This is a genomic window from Mycobacterium sp. NPDC003449 (assembly GCF_053588415.1).
Genome location: NZ_JBSFPX010000098.1, coordinates 1 through 25225 on the forward strand (window position 1 = coordinate 1; position 25225 = coordinate 25225).

Genomic DNA, 25225 nt, shown 5'->3' on the forward strand with positions numbered 1-25225 from the left:
TCGAACCTGCCATGACTCCATCCTTCACAAGAGATGAAGTCTCCGGACTCACCGGGGCGATTCACCGGATATGTGACCTCGCATCAGGAGGATGCCGCCAAGATATCGATGCTCCAGGTGGCCAAGGGCGCGGGTGTCAGCGATGCCACGGTGCTGAGGTTCACTCGCGCACTTGGTTACGAAGGATTCAACGAATTCAAGATCGCGCTGGCCGCGGAGTTGCTCATCCCGGGCGAGGAGACGTTCGCGGTCCTTGACCGGCAGGACTCTTACGAGCACGTCATCGGCAAGGTCGTGTCGACCAACGTCCAGATCCTGAACGACACTCAGGAGACTCTCGACGCCGAGGAGCTGCGCCGAGCCGTGTCCATCATCCGCGGCGCGCGTCGGCTGTACGTGTTCGCGGCGGGAACCTCCACTCCAGTCGCAGAGTGGGCCTACGACCGGCTGTTTCGGCTGGGGCTGCCGGCGGCCGTGCTCACCGACCCGTACCGTCAGGCCGTCCAAGCCTCGATCTGCGAGGACGACGACGTCATCATCACCATCTCGCGCTCTGGGAACCCCAAGCATCTCATCGAGGCCCTGCGGCAGGTCGCCGCTGACCGGCCAGCGGTCCAGCGCATCGCGATCACCGCGGACCCACGTTCGCCGATTGCCACGCTGTCCAGCGTCGTACTGGTCGCGGCCGCGCGCGAGGTGCGTTCCGACGTTGCGAGCTCGATCGCCGCATTGTCGACGATCGTCGACATCGTCTACACGTGCCTGGAATTGGAAGACCTGCACGGCACGGTCGCGCGTCAGCGCTCTGCCTGGGAGGCAATCGAGCCGCTGCGCGTGCCCGACAACGAAGGTGCCCCGACCTGAGGCCCCGACCTGCTTGACGGCGCCATCCGTCGCTGCCCCATCACAGATCATCCGATCGGAGAAAACTCATGAGCCCAACGACCAGGTCCGCGCGGCCGGAGAACGTCACGTCGGCGGAACGCGGAGGAAACGCCGACGAGTACAACCTGCCCGGGTTGCCGAAATATGCGCTGCTGCCAGGCGATCCCGGCCGCGTCTCACTCATGGCCTCACAGTGGGAGAAGGAATCGGTCGAAGAGTACACGCTGCGCCGCGGCTATCGCGGTGCTATCGGTGAATACCACGGCGCTCGAATTTCAGCCTTCTCCACCGGCATTGGGGGCCCGAGCGCCGAAGCAGTCTTGACCAAGCTCGCCGGGGCCGGGGTGGACACCATGATTCGAGTGGGTACGACCGGCACCATCCAGGAGCACATCCAGGTCGGCGATCTGATCATCAACGATGCGTGCGTGCGGATGGACGGAACATCGAATCTCTATGTGCGCCCCGAGTTTCCGGCGGCGGCATCATTCGAGGTGACCTCTGCTCTCGTCGAGGCGGCAGAGACGCTGGGCGTCCGTTACCACGTCGGTACGGGCTATACCGCCGGCTCGTTCTTCACGGGGCAGTTCCGGCCCACCCTCGGCGGTTATCGGCCCGCGCGACTCGACGGCGACTTCGAGGACATGCGTCAGGCCGGCGTGACCAACTTCGAGATGGAGGGAGCGACAATCCTGACACTTTCCCGGATCTTCGGTCTGCGCGCAGGAATGTGTGCGGCGGTGGTGGCGCACCGGATCCTCGGCGAGTGGGACACGGAGGCCAAGGGCGAGGCGAACGCGTGCCTGGTCGCCGCCGAGGCGGTGCGACTGCTCACGACCTGGGACGAAGCCCGGCAGAAGGCGGGACGTCGCTACTTCTCCCCGGGGGTGCTGGCTGCGGCCGATGGGGATGCGCGATGACTTCGGAGATCGATGTCGACGGTGTCACGTTCCGCTACCGACGAGCGGAGACGTCGGCATTACGTGGCCTCGATCTGCATATCCCGGCTGGGCAGTTCGTCGCCGTCGTCGGCCCGTCTCAGGCAGGTAAGTCCACGCTCTGCCTGGCGATCAACGGCCTGATCCCCCAGTCGGTGCCCGGAAAGCTGAGCGGGGAGGTTTGCGTCGGGGGCCGGTCGACTCGGACGACCCCGATGAAGGAGATGTTTACTGCGGCCGCGATCGTGTTCCAGGACTTCGAAAGTCAGCTGTTCGCCACGAGCGCGGCGTTGGACGTGGCGTTCGGTCCTGAGAACCTCGGCCTGCCACACGACCAGATCGTCGAGCGCGTCACTCGCTACCTCGGTCTGGTGGGGCTCGAGGGTTTCGAGCGGCGCGAGCCGAGCTCGCTATCCGGCGGGCAGAAGCAGCGGCTCGCGTTGGCCTCGGCGCTTGCGCTCGAGACGTCCGTGTTGATTCTGGACGAGCCGACCACGGACCTCGACCCGGTCGGCAAACGGTCCGTGCTCGAGATCGCCGAGCGCCTGCGAACCTCCGGTGAGCACACCATCATCTGTGTCGAACACGAGATCGAGGATCTCGTATCTGCCGACCGTGTCGTGCTGTTGGCCGACGGCGGCGTCGTTCTCGACGGCACACCCGCCGAGGTGTTCGGCCAGGTCGATCTCATGCGCCAGTACGGGGTGATGCCGGTCGGGGCGTGTGATCTGTTTGCCTCACTGGGCGTGCCCGCGACGGCTCTCGGCGTGGACGACGCGGTGGCCGAGCTGACCGAGCGCGGCTATCGCGTCGATGCCGCGGCGTTTCAGAAACTGGCCCGCCGGGACGATGAGCGGCGCGACCGCTACGGCGACGTCCTCATCGAGGCCGAACACGTTGGATTCTCTTATGACGACGGGCCCAAAGTCGTCGACGACATCAGCCTGCAGATCCGCGCCGGCGAATTCGTCGCGATCCTCGGTCAGAATGGCAGCGGCAAGACCACGTTGGCCAAGCAGCTCAATGGATTACTCCGCTACACCGAGGGCAGCATCAGGGTTCGCGGCGAGGAGGCTCGTCAGGCCGGGATCCACCGGCTGAGCCGAACGATCGGCTACGTCTTTCAAGACCCGGACAGCCAGATCTTCGCCGACGACGTGTTCACCGAGGTCGCCTTCGGGCCCCGCAACCACGGGTTCTCCGACGAGCAGGTCCAAAGCTCAGTGGCCGCGGCACTCGACGCCGTCGGCATGGCGGGCCGGGAGAAAGATGACCCGTTCAGCCTGACCAAGGGCGAACGGCAGCGGGTCGCGGTCGCCTCGGTCCTGGCGACGCGACCCGAGATGCTGATCCTGGACGAGCCGACGACGGGCCTCGACTACACCGAGCAGATCGGCATGATGGGACTGCTTCGCGAGCTCAACGAGGCCGGCTCGACGATCGTCATCGTGACCCACACGATGTGGGTCGTCGGAGCTTATGCCCACCGAGCCGTGGTGATGAGCGGCGGCCAGATCGTGCGCGACGGGTCTGTTCGGGACATTTTTGCCTACGAGGACGAACTCGCCGAGCTCTGCCTGATCCCTCCGCAGATCACTCGCATCGGGAACCGGCTCGGGGCGGCGCTACTGACCGTTGAAGAGGCCTCTGCCTGTCTGGCGCCGGCCGATTCCACTGTTCCCGATCTGGTCCCCTCCCTACCTTCCTTCCAGCCTTCCCGCCACCGGGCGGAGAAATGAGTTTCACATCGTGAACACGACTTCCACGCCCGAGGACGGCACGAGTCTCACCCTCTTCGACGGGCCGCTCTTCGAGGGGCTGCCTTTCCTGGTCCGCCCGGAGAACGTGGTCCGGTACCAGCAGGGCCGCGTGTCCATCCTCGACCGTCGCGTGTACCCCTTCGAGACCCGCTTCGTGAGCTGTGAGAGCTACGAGGAGGTCGCCGGCGCGATCACCGATATGGTGACCCAGAGTGCCGGGCCGGCGTACACGGCTGCCTACGGCATGGTGCTCGCGGCGCATTCGGTCCACGGTATGCCCGCGGAAGTCATCCAGGAGACCTTGAAGAAAGCGGCCGCCGTACTCGGCAACGCGCGGCCCACCAACCGCGGCATCCTCTATGCCGCAACCGCGCTACTCGAGGTCGGCGTGGCCGCGATTGCCGACGGTACCGATGTCGAGCACGCGCTACTCGTGGCGGCCCGACAGCGAATCGCGCGTGACTACGAATTCGCGCGTGTCCGCGGCGCTCACGCGGCCGAGCTCATTCCCGACGGCGGCACTTTCCTGAGTCACTGCTGGCCCGAGACCTCGCTGGTTTATGCGGCGTTGCTCGCGCGCCGACAAGGCAAGGACATCTCCGCCTTCTGCAGCGAGACCCGTCCCTACCTCCAGGGCGCACGGCTCACGGCCGACGCGATGATCGGGCTTGTCCTGCCGACAACGGTGCTCACCGACGGGATGCAAGCGCACGCCATGAGCCAGGGAAGAATTTCCCTGGTCCTCACCGGTGCGGACCGCGTGACGATGGCGGGCCACGTCGTCAACAAGATCGGAACGCTGCAGGCCGCGCTGTCCGCGCGACACTTCGATGTTCCGTTCTATTCCTTCACCCGCGGCCCCGACCCGACCTCGCGCACCGGCGACGACGTCGAGATCGAAGAGCGTTCCGGTGACGAAGTTCTGAACTGCCTCGGTGTGCGCACCGCGACCGCTGCCGCGACCGGCTACTACCCCGCATTCGACATCACGCCGCCCGAGCTCGTCACCGGCCTGATCACCAACGACGGTGTGGTCGCCCCCGCCGACCTCGAGGCGACCTTTTCCCGGTGACTGACCAAGGACAATCATGATCAAGTACCTCTACGTGGACGGCGATTCGTTCTACCATCGCCTCGACCCCCGAGCGAAATTGCTCTTCACGCTGGCACATTTCGTTGCCTGCGTAGCGCTCATCGGACAATTGTGGCTCGTCGCCCTCTTGCTGATCGAGTCGTTGGTGATCACCCAGTTGTCCCATACTGCCCGCAACCTCCGGCGGTTTCGCCCGCTGGTCATCTCGATCTTCGGCCTTGCATTGCTGTCGTGGATCTTGCTCGGCGCGAAGATGAATCACCTGTGGGGGATCTTCTACGAGGAGAACCTCGGAATGGGTATGTCCGCCGGGATTCGGTCGGTGATCGCGGTCGTGATCTCGATCCTGTTGCTCAGTACGACCCGCAACGAGGAATTGGGTGCAGGATTGCGCCGGTTAGGGATTCCGTACGGCGGGGTTTTCGTGTTTACCAGCGCGCTGAGGATGGCACCGGTTCTCATCGGCTCCTCGCTGAGCGTCATGGAGGCACAACGTTCGCGTGGACTCGACCTCGACAGCGGTCATGCGCTGAGCCGACTACGTCGATCGTTGCCGCTGCTCGTTCCCGCGTTCCTACGCACCATGCGCTCGACCGGTACGTTCTCGATGGCCATTGAAGCCAAAGGGTATGGCCACAACCCGCGCTCGCGCGGCAGTTATCTCGTGCTACGGATGCGTGCCACTGACTACGCCTGGTGTGTGGCAGCGCTTCTCATTATCGCTGGTTCCATTGCGATCGGTGTTCAAGGACATTTCGAGTTATTCAGCACTCGCTGAAAGAAATTCAACCTGCATCCGGATACGGAGATGTCATGAAAGATATCCTGACGATGTGGCGCTATCCCAAAATGGTGGCGATCACGGCACTTTCGGCGGCGCTCTATGCCGCAGTCCTGATCCCATTCAAGGGAATCCAAGTCTTACCGCACGTCGATATGCGTATTGCTACGGCAATGGTGCCGGCCATGGGCATCATGTTCGGTCCGGCAGGTGCCTTCGGCGCCGCTATCGGCAACCTGATCGGCGATTTTTTCGGAGGGGTCACTCTCGGGTCCGCCTTCGGAATGATCAGCAACTTCTTCTTCGCCTACGTTCCGTACAAGGTGTGGTATGCGACGCGGGGCGACAACAGTCCTCGGACCAACAGCACACGCAAACTCATGAAGTACGTTGTTGCCAGCGTGGCCGCCACGCTTGCTGAGATGTCCATTCTCTGCTCGGGTGTCGCGGGGGTGACCCAGTCGCTTCCCTACACGGTCCTGCCCCCGGTCCTGCTCATCACGAATGGCTTGGTTCCGCTGGTTCTTGGCGGCGCGCTGATCCAGCTCTTCGGGCCGAGGCTGGAGAAGTGGAATCTGCTGTTCACCCAGATCATGTCTCCGGACGACGTGCCGCGACGGCGGCGGACCAACATGCTCGGGGTCGTCTTGATCGTGGCCGGTTCGGCCGCCTCGCTCATCGGCGGGCTGTACATGAGCCTCGTTGTCGGCAGGTCGGTGGGCTTGCCCATCCTCGCCGCCACCGGCCCCTTCCTGCTGGTCTTCCTGTTCGGTCACTTGCTCGTCGGAGTTGATCGCAAGGAGTTCGAAGACGGGGCCGACGACGATCTCGACGAAGAGGTCGATCGCGTAGCACCCCCACCGACACCCACCCCATCTCGTGCTGAAAGCAGCCGACTCGAGGAACGAATTCGATTGAAGGATGAACGATGACAGTGACCGCAACCGTATACGACCTGATGGCGCAGCTGATCGATGCCGGCAGCACCGCGGTGCACAGCGGGCTGGTGATTGCCAGCGGTGGCAATCTCTCAGTCCGCCTGCCCGGCGATCGAATCGCGGTCACCGCGCGCGGGACGTGCCTGGACCGACTGGACAAGGATTCGTTCAGCATCCTGGACCTGGATGGAAACGTCGTGGATGGCAATCCGAACCCCTCCAGTGAATGGAAGTTGCACCAACGCACCTACCGAGTTCGGCCCGACGTACAGTCGGTGATTCACCTGCACCCGCAGACAGCGGTTCTCCTGGATGCGCTAGGCGAGCAGATCCGGCTCCTGACGCTCGACCATGCGCACTGGGTGCGCTCGATCGGACGGGTGCCCTACCACCCCAATGGTTCTGATGAGCTGGCCGACACCAGCGCTGAGCAGTCCCGTACCCACAACTGTGTCATCCAGGCACACCACGGCTGCTCCTGCGTCGGTGGCGATGTCGCGATGGCCCTACGCCGGGCCATGAGTCTCGAGCAGGCCGCCGCGCTCACCTACCAGGCTTTGGTGTTGGGAGACAAGAACACTGCGTTCCCCCGCGAGGCGCTGGCGCGCCTCACCCACGCGTGATCGGACCCTGTCCGCTCGGGCTTTGACGCCTCACTTCGACTCCGAAAGAGCTAGGAAATGATCGATTTCGAATCCCTTCGTGCTGCGGCGACCGCCGCCATGCGGACCGCATATGCGCACTACTCCGGATTCCCCGTCGGTGCGGCCGCCCTGGTCGACGACGGCCGAGTGGTCACCGGCTGCAATGTGGAGGTCCAGCTGCGTGGCCTCACCATGTGCGCGGAGAACACGATGGTCGGGCAGCTCGCACTCACAGGCGGTGGCCGGCTGGTGGCCTTCACGTGCGTCGACCCTGCGGGCGAGATCCTGCTCCCGTGCGGGCGCTGTCGGGAGCTGCTGAACGAGTTCGGTGGCCCGGACCTGCCGATCGAGACACCTGACGGCGTCCGGCCGCTTTCGGAACTGCTCTTTGGCGCGTGGGGACCGAATTCCTCCCCACGAGTGTCCGCCCGACCAGCGGGCACCGTCCTTTTCCGCCCTCAGCCACTGGTCCAATCGGCCGAATGAGTGGCGACCTCCCTCAGATTGGAGTCCAAACGGTGATCGCCGGCGGTGAGCCCCGTGGCGTCATGTGGATCGGCGCGGACGAGGTCGCAGGCGATGGTCCCGCGATCCGCTCCTTGAACCCCAGCACCCGGACACCGCTGGAACCGGTCTACCGATACGGCGTGGCCGACGAGGTGGAGCGGGCCGCGTCCCTGGCCGAGGACGCCTTCGACGAGTTCCGCGCTACCTCCGCTGAACAGCGCGCCGTGTTCTTGGAGACCATCGCCCGTAAAATCGACACCGCTGCACCAGATCTCGTCGAGCGGGCGCACCTGGAGACCGCGCTGAACCACACGCGGCTCCAGGGTGAGGTCACGCGCACCAGCAGCCAGCTGCGGCTGCTCGCCGAGGAGCTGCGGTCCGGTCTGTGGCAGGGCGTGCGCATTGACGGAGCTCGCCCGGCCGAGACACCGCGGCGTCCAGAACTCCGGCAGCGACGCGTGCCGCTCGGCCCGGTCGCCGTCTTCGGAGCCTCGAACTTCCCGTTCGCCTATTCCGTCGCAGGTGGCGACACCGCATCGGCTCTGGCTGCCGGCTGTCCGGTCGTGGTCAAGGCTCACGACGCACACCTCGGTACGTCGGAACTCGTCGCCCGGATCGTGCGTGCGGCGGTCGAGGAATGTGCCCTGCCCGAGGGCACGTTCTCCGTGCTCGTCGGCGACGGACCCGACCTGGGCATCCGCTTGGTCGTCGATCCGCGCATCCAAGCAGTCGGATTCACTGGCTCCCGGTCCGGAGGACTCGCTCTCGTCAAGGCGGCCGCCGGTCGTGAGCGGCCCATCCCGGTATTCGCCGAGATGAGCAGTGTGAATCCGGTGGTCCTGTTCCCCGGGGCACTCGATGCCGGTGCCCAGGTCCTGGCCACCGCGTTCGCCGAGTCGTTGACGCTGGGGGCAGGCCAGTACTGCACCAATCCGGGCCTGACCCTCGGCATCGATGGCCCGGGACTGGATGCGTTCGTCGAGACCGCCGCAGGGTTGATCGCCGCGGACGGCGGAGCCGTCATGCTCAGCCCGGCCATCAGCGACGCCTACCGATCGGCGTGTGAGCGGACCTCATCGGGTGACGGCGTCACAGAGCTGGCGCGGGGCAAGTCCGCCGATGCCAACGCTTCCGCCGCGGCGCTCTACACCGTTTCCGGCGCCGACTTCGTCGCAAACCCGGACTTGCGCTCAGAGATGTTCGGCGCCGCGTCCCTCGTGGCCCGATGCCGCGACACCGCCGAAATCGGCGAGGTACTGCGCAGCCTCGACGGTCAGCTCACCGCGTCCATGCACGTCAGCATGCCGAACGACCGCGAACTCGCCGCCGCGATCCTGCCGGTGCTGGAACGGCTCGCCGGCCGCATCGTATTCAACGGATGGCCGGTCGGCGCCGCAGTAGGACACGGCATCGTGCACGGCGGGCCGTTCCCCGCCACCTCGGACTCTCGGACCAGTTCGGTGGGCACACTGGCGATCGACCGGTTCCTGCGCCCGGTGGCTTACCAGAACGCCCCGTCCGAGCTGCTCCCGGACGTGCTGCGCGACGACAACACCGAGATTGTCTGGCGGCGGATCGACGGCCGGCTGGAGCCGCCGTCGTCCGACCCCGGTCGACCAGTCTCCTCACGCTTGGAATCCGTCCAATGACCACGTCATTGACTCACGGCTGGACTGTGGTCTCACCGACCGGTCGCCAACACTTGGACGTGCTGATCGACGGAGAAAAGGTGGTGGCTCTGCTGGAGCCCGACTCGACATGAGTCTCACTTCCCTGTCACAAATGACATCTGGCGACATCAAATTGCGACGATGACATGAGAATTGAGAACCGGCATTCCTGGGGCAACGTTAAGGCGCCGCGCCTTCCGAGTTAAACACAAGTAATGACACATAAAAATCATTAGTTGTACTGGATCATTGCAGACCCATACCGTGACGACCATGAACTCACCGCTCATCGTCGGCTTTCTCACCACGATGGCGCTGATCGCGGCGATCGGCGCGCAGAACGCCTTCGTGCTGCGCCAGGGCATCCGCCGTGAACATGTGCTGCCGGTGATCGCGGTGTGCACCGTGTCGGACCTGATCCTGATCTCGGCCGGCATCGCCGGCGTCGGGGCGCTGATCACCACCCATCCCGATGCGATGACGGTCGCGAAGTTCGGTGGCGCGACCTTCCTCATCGGCTACGGCGTGCTCGCGGCCCGCCGCGCCTGGCGGCCCTCCACGCTTAACCCGTCCGAACGCACCCCGGCGCGGCTGGCCGAGGTGCTGGTCACCTGCCTCGCGCTGACCTGGCTCAACCCGCACGTCTATCTCGATACCGTGGTGCTGCTGGGCACCCTGGCCAACGAACACCGGGATCAGCGCTGGCTTTTCGGTGCGGGCGCCGTCGCCGCCAGTGCGACGTGGTTCGTGGGGCTGGGCCTGGGTGCCCGGCGCCTGGCCGGATTGTTCGCCTCGGCAACCACGTGGCGCCTCCTCGACGGGGTGATCGCGGTGATGATGGTCGCCCTCGGCATCGGGATGGCGATGTCTTAGCGGGCCGTTGTCGCAGAGCGTGATTCGGCGCCATACCGGCGGGCCTCGGTCATCAGGGCGACCGCCGGGACGGTCAGGTGGTTGCGCCTGCTGACCGCGGCGACGTGCAGGTAGGTTTCGGGGACGATCCGCTGCACGCGGGCGCCCGCGCGTCGTGCGGTCTGCGTCCACGATGAGGGCATCACCGCCCGGCCGAGGCCGTTGAGCACCATCGGCAGAATCGATGTGCGATGGGCGATTTCGGCCACAATCCTGATCTCGATTCCCTCGGCCAGGGCCTCGTCGACAAGGGCCCGCATCAACGATCCCCGTTGTGACACGATCAGGCGGTACCCGCCGAGGTCTTCGCGTCGCACCGTCGGCCCATCCGCAACGTCGTCATCGGGTCCTGAAATCAACACCAATGCCTGGCTTTCCAGCGCGACGACATCGAGGTCGGCAGCGCGTGTCGGCTCGGCTGAACCCAGTACGCCGATCTCGCAGGCTCCGCTACGCACACTGCCGAGAACGTCTGCCGGGGTGAAGCCCGCCTCGGCGTTCACCGTGACGTCGGGGTTATGACGCGCGAATTCGCTCAGAATCGTGGTGAGGGGCTCCATCCCCGGCGAGGGCATGGTGATCAGGTCAACCCGTCCGCCGCGCAGCCCTTTCAGTTCACGCATCACCGCGGCGGCCTCGTCGATGTCCCTGAGCACCACCCGTGCGGGCCCGACCAGCGCCCGGCCTGCCTCGCTGACCACCACGCCACGGCCGACGCGGTGAAACAGCGGCATTCCGAGTTGACGCTCGAACCCGGCGATGGCCTGCGATAGCGACGGCTGAGCGACCATCAGATGCTCGGCCGCCTTACTGAAGCCGCCGTGGTCGACGACGGCGAGGAAGAACTTGAGCTGCCTGACCTCCATCGCGCACCCCCTTGAGCTCGTTGGATAGGTACAACCTATACCCGGGATCGCAAGTTGGTCTTAGACCTCACGCGCCGGCGAGCACCTAATGGATCAGTGGGTCGTGTGATCCATACAACAACGCGCCAGGAGACACCGTGACACAGAAGACCTTCAAGATCGCCGCCATTCCAGCCGATGGAGTCGGCAAGGAGGTGGTCGCGGCCGGCCGCAAGGTGCTCGACATCGTGGCGGCACAGTCGCAGGGCCGCTTCGTCTTCGAGTGGACCGAGTTCCCCTGGGGATGCGAGTACTACGCGCAGACCGGGCAGATGATGGCCGACGACGGCCTGCAGAGCCTGCAGGCGTTCGACGCGATCTACTTTGGCGCGGTCGGCTGGCCCGGCGTCCCCGACCACGTCAGCCTGTGGGGGCTGCGACTCAACATCACCCAGAACTTCGACCAGTGGGCCAACGTGCGACCGGTCAAGTTCCTGCCCGGCGTCGTCTCACCGCTGCGCAAGGCCGATGACCACGACCTGGACTGGGTCGTCGTCCGCGAGAACAGCGAAGGCGAGTACGCCGGCCTGGGCGGGCGCAACCTCAGCGGCCGCGGCGCCGGCAACGAAGTCGCCCTGCAGACCGCGCTGTTCACCGAGAAGGGCTGCGAACGCATCATCCGATTCGCCTTCGATCTGGCCCGCACGCGGCAGGTCAAGAAGGTGTCGAGCGTGACCAAGTCCAACGCCCAGCAGTACGGCATGGTGCTGTGGGACGAGGTCTTCACCCGGGTCGCCCGCGACTACCCGGACGTGGCGACCGAGAGCGTGCTGGTCGACGCGATGAGCGCCAAATTCATCCTGCACCCCGAGGAGCTCTCGGTCGTCGTCGCCTCGAACCTCAACGCCGACATCCTCTCGGATCTGGGTTCTGCGCTGGCCGGCAGCCTGGGCGTGGCGGCCAGCGCCAACCTGAACCCCGAACGACGCTTCCCCAGCATGTTCGAACCGGTACACGGGTCGGCACCCGATATCGCCGGCGACGGAACGAGCAATCCGATCGGCGCGATCGCCAGTGCCGCCCTGATGCTCAGGCATTTCGGTCTGGACGACGACGCGCAGCGGGTGGAAGCCGCGATCGAAAGCGCCACCGGCAGCGGCGTGCTGACCCGCGACATCGGGGGCTCGGCGACCACCGACCAACTGACGGATGCGGTGATCGCCGCGCTCACGCCGGCACTGACACCCGCCTAGCCCGATACCACCACGGACACAGAAGGTTACGTCATGACGGCAAGAAACGCGGCCCCAGACCAACGGCCGAACCCGAGGAAGAACCGCTGGTACCGCCAGCTCTACTTCTGGGTACTCGTCGCGATCGTCGCCGGCGTCCTCGTCGGGTGGCTGGCACCCACGACGGGCGTGGCGATGGAGCCGATCGGCACCACCTTCATCACCGCGATGAAGATGCTCATCGGGCCGATCGTGTTCCTGACCATCGTCGGAGGTATCGCCGGCGTCGCCGACCTGAAGAAGGTCGGCCTGACCGGAATCAAGGCACTGACCTACTTCCAGGTCGGAACCATTCTCGCGATGATCGCCGGATTGGTGGCAATCAACCTGTTTCGGCTGGGTGAGGGGGTCAACGCCGATCCGAGCAAGATCGAGGCCAGTGAGTCGGCGGAGAAACTGATCACCTCAGGCGAGGAGAAGCAGTGGTGGGAATTCATCACCCACCTGGTGCCCAACAGCGTGGTCGGACCCTTCGTGGAAGGCGATATTCTTCAAATCATCTTCCTCGCAGTCATCTTCGGGGTCGCGCTGAACGCGGTAGGACATATCGGCGGGCCAGTGCTCGACGCGGTCAACCGGCTCACCAAGATCATCTTCAAGGTCTTGGGCTATGTCATGAAGGCCGCTCCGCTGGGCGCGTTCGGTGCCATGGCCTACGCGATCGGCAAATACGGCATTTCCACGCTGACCAGCCTCGGTAGCCTGATCCTGCTGTTCTACGCCACCTCGGCCTTTTTCGTGTTCGTCGTCCTCGGATCGGTGATGGCCTACCTGCGCCTCAACATCTTCTACCTGCTCAGATACCTGCGCGAAGAACTGCTCCTGATCCTGGGCACCTCCACCGCGGAGCCGGCCCTGCCCGGTTTGATGCGCAAGCTCGAACATGCCGGGGTCAGCAAGACCACCGTCGGGTTGGTCGTCCCCACCGGGTACAGCTTCAACCTCGACGGCGCCGCAATCTACCTCTCACTCGCCGCGGTGTATATCGCGCAGGCGACCAACACCAATCTCAGTGTCGGCCAACAGATCGGGCTCCTTGCCGTCATGTTGCTAACCTCGAAGGGTGCTGCGGGCGCGGCCGGAGGTGGCTTCATCGCGCTGACCGCGACGCTGAGCACCATCGGCCACATACCGGCCATCGGCATCATGCTGGTCTTTGGCATCGACAAATTCATGTCAGAGTGCCGGGCGCTGGTCAACTTCATCGGCAACGCGGTCGCCACATTGTTCATCGCCAAGTGGAACCGTGAACTCGATGTCGATCGTGCGCGGACGGTGTTCGCCGACAACGACATTCCGCCGGCTGACGACGACCGCAACGACCATGGCAAGCCGGGATCGGCACAGATTAGTAGCGACCCGTCCGAATTGTCCACGGCCACAGCGTCCGTGCTGACCGGTCCTACGCGCGCGTAATCGTTCACGTGCGTAACGCTGCTGCGGTGATTCGCGCCGAAAATCGCCGCAGCGTTACACACGCGACGCGCGGGAGCCACTCTCCTGCACGTGCTTACGCAGGCTGTCCCGCAGGGTGACGACACCGCGTTGCATGGTCTTGAGCTCGTCGAGCGACAACCCGGTGGCGGCCACCAGGTCCATCTCCAGTCCCTGCTCCCGCAGCTCCCGGCCGGCGTCGGTGAGGCTCACCACCACCTGGCGTTCGTCGTTCGGGTCGCGCCGCCGGCTCACATAGCCCAGCGTTTCGAGCTTCTTGAGGATCGGGGTCAGGGTGTTGGACTCCAGGAACAGCTTCTCCCCCAGGCTGCCGACGGTCTGGTGATCCTGTTCGGACAGCGCCACCAGCGCGATGTACTGCGTGTAGGTCACGCCCCGCTGGTCCAGGATCGGCTTGTAGGCCCTGCCGTAGGCGAGGTTGGCCGAGTAGATCGCGAAGCAGAGGAAATCGCTGAGCCGAGGACTGCGGTGCGCCATTCGGAAATTATATCGGATCCGATTCAATCGGATGGGATTGACAGCGACCCGTTCGGCGTTATCGTTCTACGTACCCGATTCAATCGGATCCGATCTTTCTGACAGGAGGCACCATGCCCACCCAGCCGACCATCCAGACCGACCACGTGCTCTACACCGCCAAGACCCACACCACCGGCGGACGCCAGGGCGAGTCCTACAGCTCGGACGGCAACCTCGACATCGCGCTGACCCCGCCCGGCGGCACCGGCGCAGGCACCAATCCCGAGCAACTGTTCGCCGCCGGATACTCGGCCTGCTTCCTCAGCGCGATGGGCGTAACCGCCGGCAAGCACAACGTGAAACTGCCCGCCGAAACCGCCGTCGATGCCGAGGTCGACCTGCTCAACAGCGACGGGGACTTCTCGATTCAGGCCCGGCTCAACGTCACCGTCCCCGGCGTCGACCCGGCGATCGCCCAGGCCATCGTCGACGACGCACACCAGGTGTGCCCCTACTCGAAGGCCACCCGCGGCAACATCGCCGTCGCGGTGACCGTCGCCTGAGGCTGCCGCCAAGCCCGTCGAGTGGCCACGCACCCCGCTCAAACGTGTGGCGCGTGGCCACTCGACGCCCCTAATCTGCACGGGTGGACGACAACACCCTGCTGGCACAGTTGCAGACCGACGTGATCGCCATCCAGGCGGTCGCCCTGGCCGACCGCGATCTCACCGGCCCGGTACCGACCTGCCCCGGCTGGACCATCGCCGATCTGCTCGGGCATCTGTGGTCGATCCAGAGCTGGGTCCGCCAGATCCTGCGCACCCGTGAGGTGGGTCAGATACCCGACCCGGCCACCGATCCCACCCAGGCGGTCGCCGACTTCATCGACGGCATCCCCGACTACCTGACCGCGATGCGCGCCATCGACGCCGACGAACCCTGCTGGGGTCTGGGGCCCAAGCCGCGGCGGGCCGGGTTCTGGATCCGGCGCCAGGCCCACGAGCATGCCGTGCACCACGCCGACCTGCACCGGGCCCTGGGCACCGACCCCGAATTGGATCCCGCATTCGCCGCCGACGGAGCCGACGAGATCCTGTCCATCATGTACCCGCGCCAGGTCCGGCTCGGCCGCTCCGAACCGGTCGCCGACCCGATCCGGTTCCGGACCACCGACACCGGCGACGAGTGGACCATCGGCGATGGCGAGCCCACCGCCACCGTGACCGCGACCGCCGCGGACCTCTACCTCGGGCTGTGGAAACGGCTTGATCTGCTCGATAATTCGCGGATCGAGGGTGACCGCGACGCGGTACACCGGGCCCTGAAACTGGCGCTCGGCCCCTAGCTCACTCCTTCAGGTCCAGCACCGGTGTGGGGTGCCGGAATCCGCGGGTGACCCCGGCCAGCCAGACGAAACCGACCGCCAACCAACACAACCCGATGATCAGCGTGAGCCCGGACAGGCTGGTCCACAACCACAGGGTCAGCACGAACCCGATCAAGGGCAGCACCAGACTGTTGACCAGCTGACCGCCCTCACGCTCCCGCCGATCCACGAAATAGTGCTTGATGACCGACAGGTTGACCGCCGAGAACGCCACCAGCGCACCGAAACTGATCAGCGAGGCCAGCGTCTCGAGGTCGATCACCATCGCCAGCAGCGACACCACCGACACCACCAGGATCGCGTACACCGGGGTGGAGAACCGCACCGAGACATGCCCGAACACCGAGCGCGGCAGAATCCCGTCCCGCCCCATCGCGTAGAGAATCCGGGCCACCGACGCCTGCGAGGTGATCGCCGACCCGAGCGCGCCCGCCACGTACGCCGCGGTGAAGAAGGTCTCCAGGAAATGCCCGCCCGCTGTCACCATCACGTCCAACGAGCCGGAATCCACGTCGGTGAACTGGTTGGACGGGAACACCAGCTGACCCAGATAGGACAGCACCACGAAGATCAACCCCGACACCAGCGTGGCGATCATGATCGCCTGCGGCACCGACCGTTTGGCGTCCTTGGCCTCTTCGGACAGCGTGGATACGGCGTCGAATCCGAGGAACGACAAACACAGGATCGCCGCGCCCGCGAAGATCGGGCTGAAGCCGGGTGCGCCGCCGTCACCGGCAAACGGTGCCGCCAGGTCCACCGTGCCGACGCTGAACAACTTCGAGCAGGCCAGCGCCACGAAGGTGACGATGAAAATCGCCTGCACCGCGATGATCAGGAAGTTCGCCCGGGCCACCGACACGATGCCGACGATGTTGAGCACCGTGACCACGGCGATCGACACCAGCACGAACACCCACGCCGGAACCGCCGGGACGGCAGCCTGCAGGTAAATGCCGATCACCAGATAGTTGATCATCGGCAGAAACAGGTAATCCAGCAACAGCGACCACCCGGCGAGGAACCCGACGGGGGCGCCGAAAGACCTCTGCGCGTAGGTGTATGCCGATCCGGCGACCGGATACGCCACCGCCATCCGGGCATAGGACCGTGCGGTGAACACCATGGCCGCCAGGGTGACCAGGTAGGCGAGCGGCAGCCTGCCGCCGGTGGTCTGGGTGACGATGCCGTAGGTGGTGAACACCGTGAGCGGGACCATGTAGACCAGACCGAACAACACCAGCGACGGCAGGCCCAGAGCCCGGCGCAGCCGCCCCTCGGTGGCCTCGGCGGTATCCGACATATCAGGTCCTTCCGTCCACGGCTGAATACACCTGTCTGCCCCGTAGGTAGGTCGCGCGCACCCGCACGGCCGGCAGCTCCAACGGGGGCACGTAACGGGGGTCGCGGTCCAGCCACACCAGGTCGGCGCTCGCACCGGGTGCGATCCAGCCCCAATTCGCCTCGGCGAACGCCTGATACGCCACCGCCCCGGTATAGGAGGCCAGGGCCGGCTCGATCGGAAGGATCTCCTCGGGCGTCCAACCACCCGCTGGTTCACCGTCTGCGGTGCGCCGGGACGCGGCGACCGCGATACCGTCCAGCGGTGCCCCCGAGGACACCGGCCAGTCCGACCCGAAGGCCAGGGCCGCCCCGGAGTTCTCCAAGGTGCGCATCCGGTACTGCCGCTCCGACCGCCGCACCCCGAGGCGGGGAACGGTCAGCACGGTCATCAACGCGTCCTGCTGCGCCCACAGCGGCTGCATGTTCGGGATCACCCCGAGCTCGGCGAAGCGGCCCAGATCCTCGTCGTCCACCAGCTGGGCATGCGCGATGACCGGCCGCCGGTCCCGGGGACCGTTGTGCCGCACCACATATTCGACGGCGTCCAGCGCCTGGCGGACCGCGGCATCGCCGATGGCGTGGATGTGGATCTGCAGGCCCAGTTCGTCGACCTGCCGGGCCGCCTCGGCCAGCGCGTCACCCTCCCACAGCCGCATGCCTGTGTTTTCTCCCCGGTCGCTGCGCTCCTGCCCTCCGGAATGGTTGTGCAGGCCCGAGCAGTACGGCTGTAGCAGCGCACCGGTCTCGTTCTCCACCACACCGTCGGCGAAGAACTTCACGGTCTGCGCGGTCAGCAACGGTGAGTTCGCGGCCCGCACCCGGTCCCTGGCTGCCGCGTATCGCGTGATCTGCGAGTCGAAATGGCGCGGATCGGCGTAGAACGCCAGGTTGAACCGCATGCGCAGGGCGCCGCGTTCGGCCGCGGCGAGGTAGGTGTCGAGTTCGGCGGGCTCGACCCAGGCGTCCTGCACCCAGGTCACGCCGCGGGCCAGGTAGTAGTCGGCCGCGGTGCCCAGGGCGGCGATCCGGGTGTCCTCGTCGCGAACCGGCATCACCGCGGTGATGAGATCGGTGGCGCCCCATTCGCGCAGCGTGCCGAGCGGTGATCCGTCGTCGCGGCGCGGAATCTCGCCCAGCGCCGGTTCGGGTGTGTCGGCGGTGATCCCGGCGCGCCGCAGTGCCACCGAGTTGACCCAGAAGGTGTGGTAATCCCAGGCCCGCAGCACCACCGGCCGGTCCGGCACCGCCGCGTCCAGCCAGCGGGCGTCGAACAGCCCGCCGGGCGCAAGGCTGCCGTCGTAGGATGCGCCGACGATCCAGTCCTGGTCGGGGTGGGCGACCGCGAATTCCTTGACCGCCAGGACTATTTCGTCGACCGACTGACACGGCCGCACCGCCGGCCCCGCCGACTCCAGGCCGCCGAACAGCGGATGGGCGTGGCCGTCCCCGAACGAGGGCATCAGGAAGCCACCGTCCAGATCGACACGCTCGTCGGCGTCGCGCGCCAGGGCCTGCTCGCCGACCGCCGCCACCACACCGTCGGCGATCAACACGGCATCGGTCGTGGCGGCCGGCGTCCAGATCACGCCACCGTGGAACAGGGTCGACGGATGCCCGGGCACGGTCGGCAGATTACGCGCGGTCATGGTCCCCGCGCGCGGTAATCGGTGCCGGCTGCTGCTGGGTGATGCAGTGGATGCCGCCGCCCCGCTCGAACAACGGCCGGGCATCGACCGTGACGACCTCGCGGCCCGGGTACTGCTCGGCCAGGATCGCGGCCGCATCGGCATCGCGGGGATCGCCGAAACCGCAGGCGATCACCCCGCCGTTGACCACCAGGTGGTTGATGTAGCTGTAGTCGACGTAGCCGTCGGCATCGGTGAGGACGCTCGGCGCGGGCACCTCGACGACCTCGAACCGGCCGTCGAGGGCGGCCCGAATCTCCCTGCACACCAGGTTGTCCGGGTGCGACTCGGCGAGCTGGGTGTGCAGCAGGACCCGGCCGGGGGCAGTGAACGCGGCCACGATATCGACGTGGCCGCGGGTGCCGTAACGCTGGGCGTCGCGGGTCAGCCCGCGCGGCAGCCACACCACATCGGTGGCCCCGATGGTGCGGGCCAGCTCGGCTTCCACACCGGCCCTGGTGGCGTCGGGGTTGCGGCCGGGATCCAGTTGCACGGTCTCGGTCACCAGCACGGTGCCGTCGCCGTCGACGTGAATACCGCCGCCCTCATTGACAAGTGCCGACGGCACGACGGGGACCCCGGCGAGCTCCGCCACCGCCGTACCGATCTTCGCGTCACGGTCCCAGCGCGCCCAGTCCTGCGCGCCCCAGCCGTTGAACGTCCAGTCCACCGCGGCCACCGAGCCGTCGTCGGCGTGCACGAAGGTCGGGCCGATATCGCGCATCCAGGCGTCGTTGAGCGGCGCCTCGACGAGCTCAACGTCACGGGACACATACCGTTTCGCGACGGCCAGCTCAGCGGGATCGACCAGCATGGTCACCGGTTCGAACCGGGCCACCGCGTGCGCGACGGCCGCCCAGGTGGACCGGGCCTCGTGCCGGGCCTGATCGGTATCGCCGAGCGAATAGCCCGCACAGGGATAGGCCATCCAGACCCGGTCCTGCGACGCGCCCTCGGCGGGCATCAGATACGAGGACATTTCACCGTTCCTATTTCACTACGGCCGTGGCCGGGTGGCCGGCACCATACGGCCGGGCCGGGTCGACCGGGGCGGTCAGCGGCCCGTAGCTGTCCGGGCGCCGGGTGAGCAGGAACGGGAAGAGTTCCAGCCAGTCACGTCGCTGATCCAGGTCGAGATCGGCGACCAGCACCGCCTCCTGATCGCGCGGGGCCTGCACCAGGACCCGGCCGTACGGGTCGGAGATGAACGACGACCCGTAGAACGAGACGGTGCCCTCATCGCCGGTCCGGTTGGGCACCACCATGAACAGGCCGCTGCCGATGCCGTTGGCGACGATCACCTGCTGCCACAACGGCTGGGTGTCGAAAGCCGGGAACACCGGTTCCGAGCCGATCGCGGTCGGGTAGACCACGATCTCGGCGCCCCCCAGCGCGTAGCTGCGGGCCACCTCGGGGAACCACTCGTCCCAGCAGGTGGGCAGGCCGATCCGGGCGCCCAGCCCGTCGGGCTCGTAGACGGGGTAGGGATCACCGTCGGCCGGGCCGGGACGAAAATAGGTGTCCTCGTAGTAGCCCGCCGAGATCGGGATGTGCATCTTGCGGGTGCGCCCGGCCAGCTCCCCGGACGGGGAAACCAGGATCGCCGTGTTGTAGCCGAGACCGTCTGCGGCCGGCGCCTTCTCGTAGAGCGAGGCGTGGACGAAGATCCCGTTGGCCCGCGCCGCCTCGGCCGCCAGCGCGTAGGTCGGCCCGCCGGTGAGGTCCTCGGCCCCCTCGCCAGGGTTGGGCCCGGCCGGGGTGTCGGCCGGATAGCGCAGCAGGGTGATCTCGGGCAGGAACACCGCGGTGGCCCCCGCGCCCGCGGCCCGGTCGATGCCGTCGCGGAGCACCTTGGCGAGCTCATCGGCGTCGGGCCGCCAGCGGTGTTGCACCAGCCCCACCCGCAGTGGCGGCCGCGGCGACGCACTGCTGCGGGACAGCGGTTCGGGGGCGGTGGCGGTCAGGGTGATCATCCGGACTCCTAAAACGAATGCATTTCGTTTATTGTGTGATGGAGACCACCCCGCTGTAAAGAGGTGGGGCGAAAATCGAGGGGGACCGATATGGGGCGGCCACCGGCACCGATCCTGTCGACGGAACGAATCGCCTGCGCGGCAATGGATCTGGTCAGCGCCACCGGCGGATTCACCATCCCCGAGCTGGCCCGCAGACTCGGCGTCAGCCCGTCCTCGCTGTACAACCACGTGTCCGGACGGGAGCAGATCGTCGAACTGCTGCGCGAGCGCGCGATGTCCGAGGTCGACCTGCCCGATATCGACACCGACCGGCCGTGGGCCGATATCGTGGCCGACGTGCTGCGGTCCTACCGGCGCAGCTACGCCCGCTATCCGCGGCTGATTCCGCTGCTCACCGCCCACGCGGTCAACAGCTCCCAGGCGTTCACGATGTACAACGCGCTGGCCGTCACCCTGACCCGGGCCGGCTTCGACCCCGCCGACACGCTGCGGATCATCACCCTGTTCGACAACTACGTCCTGGGCTCCGCGCTCGACCTGGCCGCCCCCGAGGCGCCCTGGCAGTCCGGGACCGAGGTCGGCCCGCAACTGGCCGCGGCACTGGCCACTGGCGCGCCCAAACCCGCCAGGGCCGACGACGCCTTCGAGTTCGGCCTGGCCGTCCTGCTGCGCGGACTGACCGGCCCGTGATCGACTCTCCCTGATCGCAACCGTCCCCACCGCGCCGATTCGCACCTACCGTGTCGCGCGTGAACGAAGACTGGCTCGCCGTCATCGTCGGCCTCGCGCTGCTGGCCCTTGTCCTGCTCGGCGCGATCCCCGGCAGCGTGGTCCCGTGACCGAGCAGCGCACCGAAGCGCCCACCGGCGAACGCGTTTCGGGCCTCGGCTACGCCGTCGCCGGTGTGCTCGTCGTCGTCGTGCTCGGTGCCGCCACCCGCTTCCTGGAGCAGCAGGTGCCGCAGTGGGCGACCGGCACACCGTTCGCGAAGGTGGCCAAGTCGATCGAATTCCCGGTCTACGCAATCGCTCTGGGCCTGCTCGGCAACGTGATCCTGAGCAGACTCGGGCTCCGCGACGCACTGGCCCGAGGCTTCCGCACCGAGTTCTTCATCAAGACCGGGCTGGTGCTGCTCGGCGCGTCGATCAACCTCAAACTCCTTGTCACCGCGGCGGGCCCGGCGATCATTCAGGCGCTGCTGCTGATCTCGATCGTGTTCGGCTTCACCTGGTGGCTGGGCGGCCGGCTGGGCCTTGAGGACAAGTTGCGGGCGCTGCTCGCCTCCGCGGTGTCGATCTGCGGCGTCAGCGCGGCCATCGCCGCGGCGGGGGCCGTCCAGGCCAAAAAGGAGCAGTTGGCCTACGCCGCCTCGCTGGTCATCGTCTTCGCGCTGCCGTCGATCTTCCTGCTGCCCTGGCTGGCCGACGCGTTCGGACTGTCCGATGCCGTCGCGGGCGCCTGGATCGGCGGCAACATCGACACCACCGCGGCCGTCGCCGCCGCGGGTGCCATCGCCGGAGAGGATGCGCTGCAGATCGCGACGATCGTCAAGACCACCCAGAATGCGCTGATCGGGTTCGTCGCCATCGCCCTGACCGCCTACTTCGCCCTGAAGGTCGAACGCAGGAGCGCGACCGAAGCCCGGCCGTCGGTCCGGGAATTCTGGGACCGCTTCCCCAAGTTCGTCCTCGGCTTCATCGTCGCCTCGATCGTCGGCACGCTGTATCTGCAGGCCACGGGCAAAGCGGGCGCGGCGACCATCTCGACCGTCAACGACCTGCGCACCTGGTTTCTGATCTTCGCGTTCGTGGCGATCGGCCTGGAGTTCTCGCTGCGCGGGCTGCGTGAGGCCGGTTGGCGGCCCGTCGCGTTGTTCGCCTCGGCGACCGTGGTGAACATCGTGGTGGCGCTCGGGCTTGCGGCCGTGCTGTTCGGGGTGGTGTTCGACGGCGCCGCCAGTTAACAGTTACCCTGGCTAAGTGCCGACCACCTTGTCACGACGGGGATTCCTGGCAATCACCGCCGGTATGGCGTTCGTCGCCGCCTGCGGCACGGAGAAACCCGGCGAGGTCGCCAAAGACGGATCGGTCACCGTGCACCACGCCTTCGGCGAGACGAAGATCCCCGGACCGCCGCAACGTGTGGTGAGCGCCGGGTTCACCGAACAGGACGACCTGCTGGCGCTCGGCGTGGTCCCGATCGCGGTGACCGAATGGTTCGGCGAGCAGCCGTTCGCGGTGTGGCCGTGGGCCCAGCCCAGGCTGGCCGGCGCCCAGCCCGCCGTCCTCAGCCTGACCAACGGGATCCAGGTCGACAAGATCGCCGCGCTGAAACCCGACCTGATCGTCGCCACCAACGCCGGACTGGACGCCGACACGTACGCCAAACTCTCCGAGATCGCACCGACGATCGCCCAGACCGGGCAGGCCGCGTTCTTCGAACCGTGGAAGGACCAGGCCACCACCATCGGCCAGGCGGTGTTCAAGAACGACGAGATGACCGGCCTGGTCAACGGGATCGGGGACCGGTTCAAGACCGTCGCCACCGACAACCCGCAGTTCGCGGGCAAGCGGGCCCTGCTGCTGGGCGGCACCCTGTTCCGCGACAGCGTGCAGGCCCGCCCGGCCGGGTGGCGCACCGACTTCCTCACCGAAATGGGCTTCAGCATCCCCGAGGTCGACGAACTCATCCCCCGCGACCGGATGGCCGCCGTGCTCGACGGCGCCGACGTGCTGATCTGGACCACCGAGAGCGATCAGGAACGCGACGCCCTGCTGGCCGATCCGACCATCGCCGGGTTGCGGGCCACCACGGCCCAGCGAAACGTCTTCACCACCAAGGACCTGGCCGGCGCCATCGCCTTCGCCTCGCCGTTGTCCTATCCGCTGGTCGCCGATCAACTCCCGCCGCTGCTGGCCCGTGCGCTGGCCTGACACCGAGATCCCACGTACGAAGGGCACGGTTTAACCGGACAGCAGGTCCACCTGAGAACATATCGGCGTGACAAGCACCCAGGAACACCCTGAACACCGCGGCAGCGCCAGCATCGGATCGGCCTACTATCCGATGTTCGTCGCGGTCTTCACCGCCCTGGTGATCATCTCCAACGTCACCGCCACCAAGGGGGTCGCGTTCGGCCCGATCATCACCGACGGCGGGTTCATCGTCTTCCCGCTCACCTATGTGATCGGCGATGTGCTCTCCGAGGTGTACGGCTTCAGGGCCGCCCGCCGGGCGATCTTCCTCGGTTTCGCGATGAACGCCCTTGCGGCCTTCGCGTTCTGGGTGACCGTCTACCTGCCCGCCGCCGATTTCTACGCCAACCAGGAACATTTCGAGAACGTCGTACATGCCTACACCCAGCTGATCGTGGCCGGCCTGGCCGGATTCATCGTCGGGCAGACGATCAACGCGTGGGTCGTGGTGGCCATCAAGGAGCGCACCAAGGAGAAGCACCTGTGGGCGCGCCTGATCGGGTCGACGTTCGCCGGCCAACTCGGCGACACCCTGGTGTTCTGCGCCATCGCGGCGAGCGCGATCGGGATCAGCACCTTCGGCGACTTCGTCACCTACACCGCGCTGGGCTGGTTCTACAAGACCGCCGTCGAGATCGTCATGCTGCCCGTCACCTATCGGGTGATCGCCTTCGTCAAGCGCCGCGAACCGACATATCAGCTCGCCGTGTGAGGCTTCCATAAGGCAGCTCTGGCAAGGCTCGCAGACTGCGGCATCCGTTGGCTACTCGCGGGTAGGTTCGGGGCATGAGTGTGGCTTCGGATGTGATGGATGCGACGGCTCTCGGAGCCGTGCATGACTATGGCGATCAGGCGCTGCTGCTCGAGTTCGACAGCACCGCCGAGGTTTTGACGTGGACCGCCGCCCTGCAGGCGGCCGAACTGCCCGGGGTGATCGACATCGTCCCGGCTTCGCGCACGATCCTGGTCAAGCTGGCCGGACCGGGCTACCAGGCGCCGACGCGGCAACGGCTGCGCAAGGTCCGCCCGCAACCCGCGCCGGTCACCGATCCCGCCGGCGTGACGCCGGACGTGACGATCGACGTGGTCTACGACGGCGCCGACCTGCACGAGGTGGCGGCGCTGACCGGACTGACCCCGGCCCAGGTGGTCGCGGCCCACACCGGCCGGCCGTGGCGGGTGGGATTCTGCGGTTTCGCACCGGGTTTCGCCTACCTGGTGGATGGCGACGACCGGCTGCGGGTGCCGCGCCAGGCCGAACCCCGGACCAGCGTGCCCGCCGGGGCGGTGGCGCTCGCCGGTGAGTTCAGCGGGATCTATCCGCGGCAGTCCCCCGGCGGGTGGCAGCTGATCGGACACAGCGACGCCGTCCTGTTCGACGCGCACCGCGACAAGCCGTCACTGCTCACCCCAGGGATGTGGGTCCAGTTCCGGGCGATCGGATAATCGGCGAGGAGGCCACCATGACCACGACATTGGAGATTCTGCGTACCGGCCCACTGGCCCTCGTCGAGGATCTCGGCAGGCCGGGCATGGCCAATCTCGGCGTCACCCGGTCCGGAGCGGCCGACCGGAGATCGCACACCCTGGCCAACCGGCTGGTCGCCAATCCGGGCGAACGGGCCACGGTCGAGGTGACCTTCGGCGGATTCTCCGCGCGGGTACGTGGCGGCGATATC

25 protein-coding genes and 1 pseudogene are annotated in these 25225 nt (G+C 66.6%); 20 read left to right on the forward strand and 6 right to left on the reverse strand.

Annotation, left to right across the window (positions count from 1 at the left end):
- Window positions 1–33: 33 nt before the first annotated feature.
- The 10 genes from ACWDTP_RS22715 (at window position 34) to lysE (ending at window position 10089) form a co-directional block, all read left to right on the forward strand.
- Window positions 34–864 (forward strand): MurR/RpiR family transcriptional regulator, encoded by an 831-nt coding sequence (locus ACWDTP_RS22715; RefSeq protein WP_450023906.1) that lies wholly within the window; start codon window positions 34–36, stop codon window positions 862–864.
- A gap of 68 nt (window positions 865–932) precedes the next feature.
- Window positions 933–1805, forward strand: coding sequence for a nucleoside phosphorylase (locus ACWDTP_RS22720; protein ID WP_450023908.1), 873 nt, complete (start codon window positions 933–935; stop codon window positions 1803–1805).
- Window positions 1802–3562 (forward strand): ABC transporter ATP-binding protein, encoded by a 1761-nt coding sequence (locus ACWDTP_RS22725; RefSeq protein WP_450023909.1) that lies wholly within the window; start codon window positions 1802–1804, stop codon window positions 3560–3562. The genes ACWDTP_RS22720 and ACWDTP_RS22725 overlap by 4 nt, the downstream gene beginning before the upstream one ends.
- A gap of 10 nt (window positions 3563–3572) precedes the next feature.
- Window positions 3573–4655, forward strand: a complete 1083-nt coding sequence (locus ACWDTP_RS22730; RefSeq protein WP_450023911.1) for a s-methyl-5-thioribose-1-phosphate isomerase — start codon at window positions 3573–3575, stop codon at window positions 4653–4655.
- Between the two features lie 16 nt (window positions 4656–4671).
- Window positions 4672–5454, forward strand: coding sequence for an energy-coupling factor transporter transmembrane component T family protein (locus tag ACWDTP_RS22735; protein WP_450023913.1), 783 nt, complete (start codon window positions 4672–4674; stop codon window positions 5452–5454).
- Between the two features lie 35 nt (window positions 5455–5489).
- Window positions 5490–6389 (forward strand): QueT transporter family protein, encoded by a 900-nt coding sequence (locus tag ACWDTP_RS22740; RefSeq protein ID WP_450023915.1) that lies wholly within the window; start codon window positions 5490–5492, stop codon window positions 6387–6389.
- Window positions 6386–7018: a class II aldolase/adducin family protein gene (locus tag ACWDTP_RS22745; RefSeq protein WP_450023917.1), complete on the forward strand. Its 633-nt coding sequence runs from the start codon at window positions 6386–6388 to the stop codon at window positions 7016–7018. The genes ACWDTP_RS22740 and ACWDTP_RS22745 overlap by 4 nt, the downstream gene beginning before the upstream one ends.
- A 57-nt stretch (window positions 7019–7075) precedes the next feature.
- Entirely contained in the window at window positions 7076–7525 is a 450-nt protein-coding gene (locus tag ACWDTP_RS22750; protein WP_450023919.1) for a cytidine deaminase, read from the forward strand.
- Window positions 7522–9195 carry an aldehyde dehydrogenase (NADP(+)) gene (locus ACWDTP_RS22755; protein ID WP_450023920.1) on the forward strand — a complete coding sequence of 558 codons (1674 nt, stop codon included), beginning with the start codon at window positions 7522–7524 and terminating at the stop codon, window positions 9193–9195. The genes ACWDTP_RS22750 and ACWDTP_RS22755 overlap by 4 nt, the downstream gene beginning before the upstream one ends.
- A 294-nt stretch (window positions 9196–9489) precedes the next feature.
- Window positions 9490–10089: an L-lysine exporter gene (lysE, locus tag ACWDTP_RS22760; protein ID WP_450023922.1), complete on the forward strand. Its 600-nt coding sequence runs from the start codon at window positions 9490–9492 to the stop codon at window positions 10087–10089.
- Here the strand turns inward: lysE and ACWDTP_RS22765 are convergent.
- Window positions 10086–10994: a LysR family transcriptional regulator gene (locus ACWDTP_RS22765; protein ID WP_450023924.1), complete on the reverse strand. Its 909-nt coding sequence runs from the start codon at window positions 10992–10994 to the stop codon at window positions 10086–10088. The genes lysE and ACWDTP_RS22765 overlap by 4 nt on opposite strands.
- 137 nt (window positions 10995–11131) lie before the next feature.
- Here ACWDTP_RS22765 and ACWDTP_RS22770 point away from each other — a divergent pair, with 137 nt between their 5' ends.
- Entirely contained in the window at window positions 11132–12226 is a 1095-nt protein-coding gene (locus ACWDTP_RS22770) for a tartrate dehydrogenase (protein ID WP_450023926.1), read from the forward strand.
- A 33-nt stretch (window positions 12227–12259) separates the two neighbouring features.
- A complete protein-coding gene (gene dctA / locus ACWDTP_RS22775) occupies window positions 12260–13681 on the forward strand; it encodes a C4-dicarboxylate transporter DctA (RefSeq protein ID WP_450023928.1) in 1422 nt (473 codons plus the stop codon).
- A 54-nt stretch (window positions 13682–13735) separates the two neighbouring features.
- Here dctA and ACWDTP_RS22780 read toward each other — a convergent pair whose 3' ends face one another.
- Window positions 13736–14197, reverse strand: a complete 462-nt coding sequence (locus tag ACWDTP_RS22780) for a MarR family winged helix-turn-helix transcriptional regulator (protein WP_450023930.1) — start codon at window positions 14195–14197, stop codon at window positions 13736–13738.
- Between the two features lie 113 nt (window positions 14198–14310).
- Between ACWDTP_RS22780 and ACWDTP_RS22785 the strand changes: the two genes are divergently transcribed.
- Both ACWDTP_RS22785 and ACWDTP_RS22790 read left to right on the forward strand, forming a co-directional pair.
- Entirely contained in the window at window positions 14311–14742 is a 432-nt protein-coding gene (locus ACWDTP_RS22785) for an organic hydroperoxide resistance protein (protein WP_450023932.1), read from the forward strand.
- 83 nt (window positions 14743–14825) lie between these two features.
- Window positions 14826–15524, forward strand: a complete 699-nt coding sequence (locus ACWDTP_RS22790; RefSeq protein WP_450023934.1) for a maleylpyruvate isomerase family mycothiol-dependent enzyme — start codon at window positions 14826–14828, stop codon at window positions 15522–15524.
- 1 nt (window position 15525) lies between these two features.
- Here the strand turns inward: ACWDTP_RS22790 and ACWDTP_RS22795 are convergent, their stop codons facing one another.
- The 4 genes from ACWDTP_RS22795 to ACWDTP_RS22810 are packed head-to-tail and all read right to left on the reverse strand — an operon-like array spanning window position 15526 to window position 20568.
- The gene (locus tag ACWDTP_RS22795; protein WP_450023936.1) at window positions 15526–16869 is read right to left on the reverse strand and encodes an APC family permease; all 1344 of its coding nucleotides are present in this window, start codon (window positions 16867–16869) and stop codon (window positions 15526–15528) included.
- A 1-nt stretch (window position 16870) separates the two neighbouring features.
- Complete coding sequence (locus tag ACWDTP_RS22800; RefSeq protein ID WP_450023938.1) at window positions 16871–18556, reverse strand: amidohydrolase; 1686 nt, start codon at window positions 18554–18556, stop codon at window positions 16871–16873.
- Window positions 18543–19574: an agmatine deiminase family protein gene (locus ACWDTP_RS22805; protein WP_450023940.1), complete on the reverse strand. Its 1032-nt coding sequence runs from the start codon at window positions 19572–19574 to the stop codon at window positions 18543–18545. The genes ACWDTP_RS22800 and ACWDTP_RS22805 overlap by 14 nt, the downstream gene beginning before the upstream one ends.
- 10 nt (window positions 19575–19584) lie before the next feature.
- A complete protein-coding gene (locus tag ACWDTP_RS22810) occupies window positions 19585–20568 on the reverse strand; it encodes a nitrilase-related carbon-nitrogen hydrolase (RefSeq protein WP_450023942.1) in 984 nt (327 codons plus the stop codon).
- Between the two features lie 90 nt (window positions 20569–20658).
- On the opposite strand from ACWDTP_RS22810, the gene ACWDTP_RS22815 reads away from it, so the two are divergent.
- From ACWDTP_RS22815 to ACWDTP_RS22840, 6 genes and pseudogenes are all read left to right on the forward strand, one after another.
- Entirely contained in the window at window positions 20659–21261 is a 603-nt protein-coding gene (locus ACWDTP_RS22815) for a TetR/AcrR family transcriptional regulator (protein WP_450023943.1), read from the forward strand.
- A gap of 145 nt (window positions 21262–21406) precedes the next feature.
- Entirely contained in the window at window positions 21407–22534 is a 1128-nt protein-coding gene (locus ACWDTP_RS22820) for a YeiH family protein (RefSeq protein ID WP_450023945.1), read from the forward strand.
- Between the two features lie 16 nt (window positions 22535–22550).
- Entirely contained in the window at window positions 22551–23504 is a 954-nt protein-coding gene (locus ACWDTP_RS22825; RefSeq protein ID WP_450023947.1) for an ABC transporter substrate-binding protein, read from the forward strand.
- Window positions 23505–23571: 67 nt separating this feature from the next.
- Window positions 23572–24258 (forward strand): queuosine precursor transporter, encoded by a 687-nt coding sequence (locus tag ACWDTP_RS22830; protein ID WP_450023949.1) that lies wholly within the window; start codon window positions 23572–23574, stop codon window positions 24256–24258.
- A gap of 74 nt (window positions 24259–24332) precedes the next feature.
- Complete coding sequence (locus ACWDTP_RS22835) at window positions 24333–24992, forward strand: 5-oxoprolinase subunit B family protein (RefSeq protein WP_450023951.1); 660 nt, start codon at window positions 24333–24335, stop codon at window positions 24990–24992.
- A gap of 17 nt (window positions 24993–25009) precedes the next feature.
- Window positions 25010–25225, forward strand: a pseudogene (locus ACWDTP_RS22840) (allophanate hydrolase subunit 2 family protein); the annotation flags it as partial.

Excerpts from the sequence above, each read along its gene's own strand:
- ACWDTP_RS22815 (WP_450023943.1), top strand. The coding sequence starts at position 20,659 with ATGGGGCGGCCACCGGCACCGATCCTGTCGACGGAACGAATCGCCTGC.
- ACWDTP_RS22795 (WP_450023936.1), bottom strand. The coding sequence starts at position 16,869 with ATGTCGGATACCGCCGAGGCCACCGAGGGGCGGCTGCGCCGGGCTCTG.
- ACWDTP_RS22810 (WP_450023942.1), bottom strand. The coding sequence starts at position 20,568 with ATGATCACCCTGACCGCCACCGCCCCCGAACCGCTGTCCCGCAGCAGT.
- ACWDTP_RS22835 (WP_450023951.1), top strand. The coding sequence starts at position 24,333 with ATGAGTGTGGCTTCGGATGTGATGGATGCGACGGCTCTCGGAGCCGTG.
- ACWDTP_RS22780 (WP_450023930.1), bottom strand. The coding sequence starts at position 14,197 with ATGGCGCACCGCAGTCCTCGGCTCAGCGATTTCCTCTGCTTCGCGATC.
- ACWDTP_RS22740 (WP_450023915.1), top strand. The coding sequence starts at position 5,490 with ATGAAAGATATCCTGACGATGTGGCGCTATCCCAAAATGGTGGCGATC.
- ACWDTP_RS22735 (WP_450023913.1), top strand. The coding sequence starts at position 4,672 with ATGATCAAGTACCTCTACGTGGACGGCGATTCGTTCTACCATCGCCTC.
- ACWDTP_RS22725 (WP_450023909.1), top strand. The coding sequence starts at position 1,802 with ATGACTTCGGAGATCGATGTCGACGGTGTCACGTTCCGCTACCGACGA.
- ACWDTP_RS22745 (WP_450023917.1), top strand. The coding sequence starts at position 6,386 with ATGACAGTGACCGCAACCGTATACGACCTGATGGCGCAGCTGATCGAT.
- dctA (WP_450023928.1), top strand. The coding sequence starts at position 12,260 with ATGACGGCAAGAAACGCGGCCCCAGACCAACGGCCGAACCCGAGGAAG.
- ACWDTP_RS22750 (WP_450023919.1), top strand. The coding sequence starts at position 7,076 with ATGATCGATTTCGAATCCCTTCGTGCTGCGGCGACCGCCGCCATGCGG.
- lysE (WP_450023922.1), top strand. The coding sequence starts at position 9,490 with ATGAACTCACCGCTCATCGTCGGCTTTCTCACCACGATGGCGCTGATC.
- ACWDTP_RS22715 (WP_450023906.1), top strand. The coding sequence starts at position 34 with ATGAAGTCTCCGGACTCACCGGGGCGATTCACCGGATATGTGACCTCG.
- ACWDTP_RS22755 (WP_450023920.1), top strand. The coding sequence starts at position 7,522 with ATGAGTGGCGACCTCCCTCAGATTGGAGTCCAAACGGTGATCGCCGGC.
- ACWDTP_RS22765 (WP_450023924.1), bottom strand. The coding sequence starts at position 10,994 with ATGGAGGTCAGGCAGCTCAAGTTCTTCCTCGCCGTCGTCGACCACGGC.
- ACWDTP_RS22805 (WP_450023940.1), bottom strand. The coding sequence starts at position 19,574 with ATGTCCTCGTATCTGATGCCCGCCGAGGGCGCGTCGCAGGACCGGGTC.
- ACWDTP_RS22785 (WP_450023932.1), top strand. The coding sequence starts at position 14,311 with ATGCCCACCCAGCCGACCATCCAGACCGACCACGTGCTCTACACCGCC.
- ACWDTP_RS22800 (WP_450023938.1), bottom strand. The coding sequence starts at position 18,556 with ATGACCGCGCGTAATCTGCCGACCGTGCCCGGGCATCCGTCGACCCTG.
- ACWDTP_RS22720 (WP_450023908.1), top strand. The coding sequence starts at position 933 with ATGAGCCCAACGACCAGGTCCGCGCGGCCGGAGAACGTCACGTCGGCG.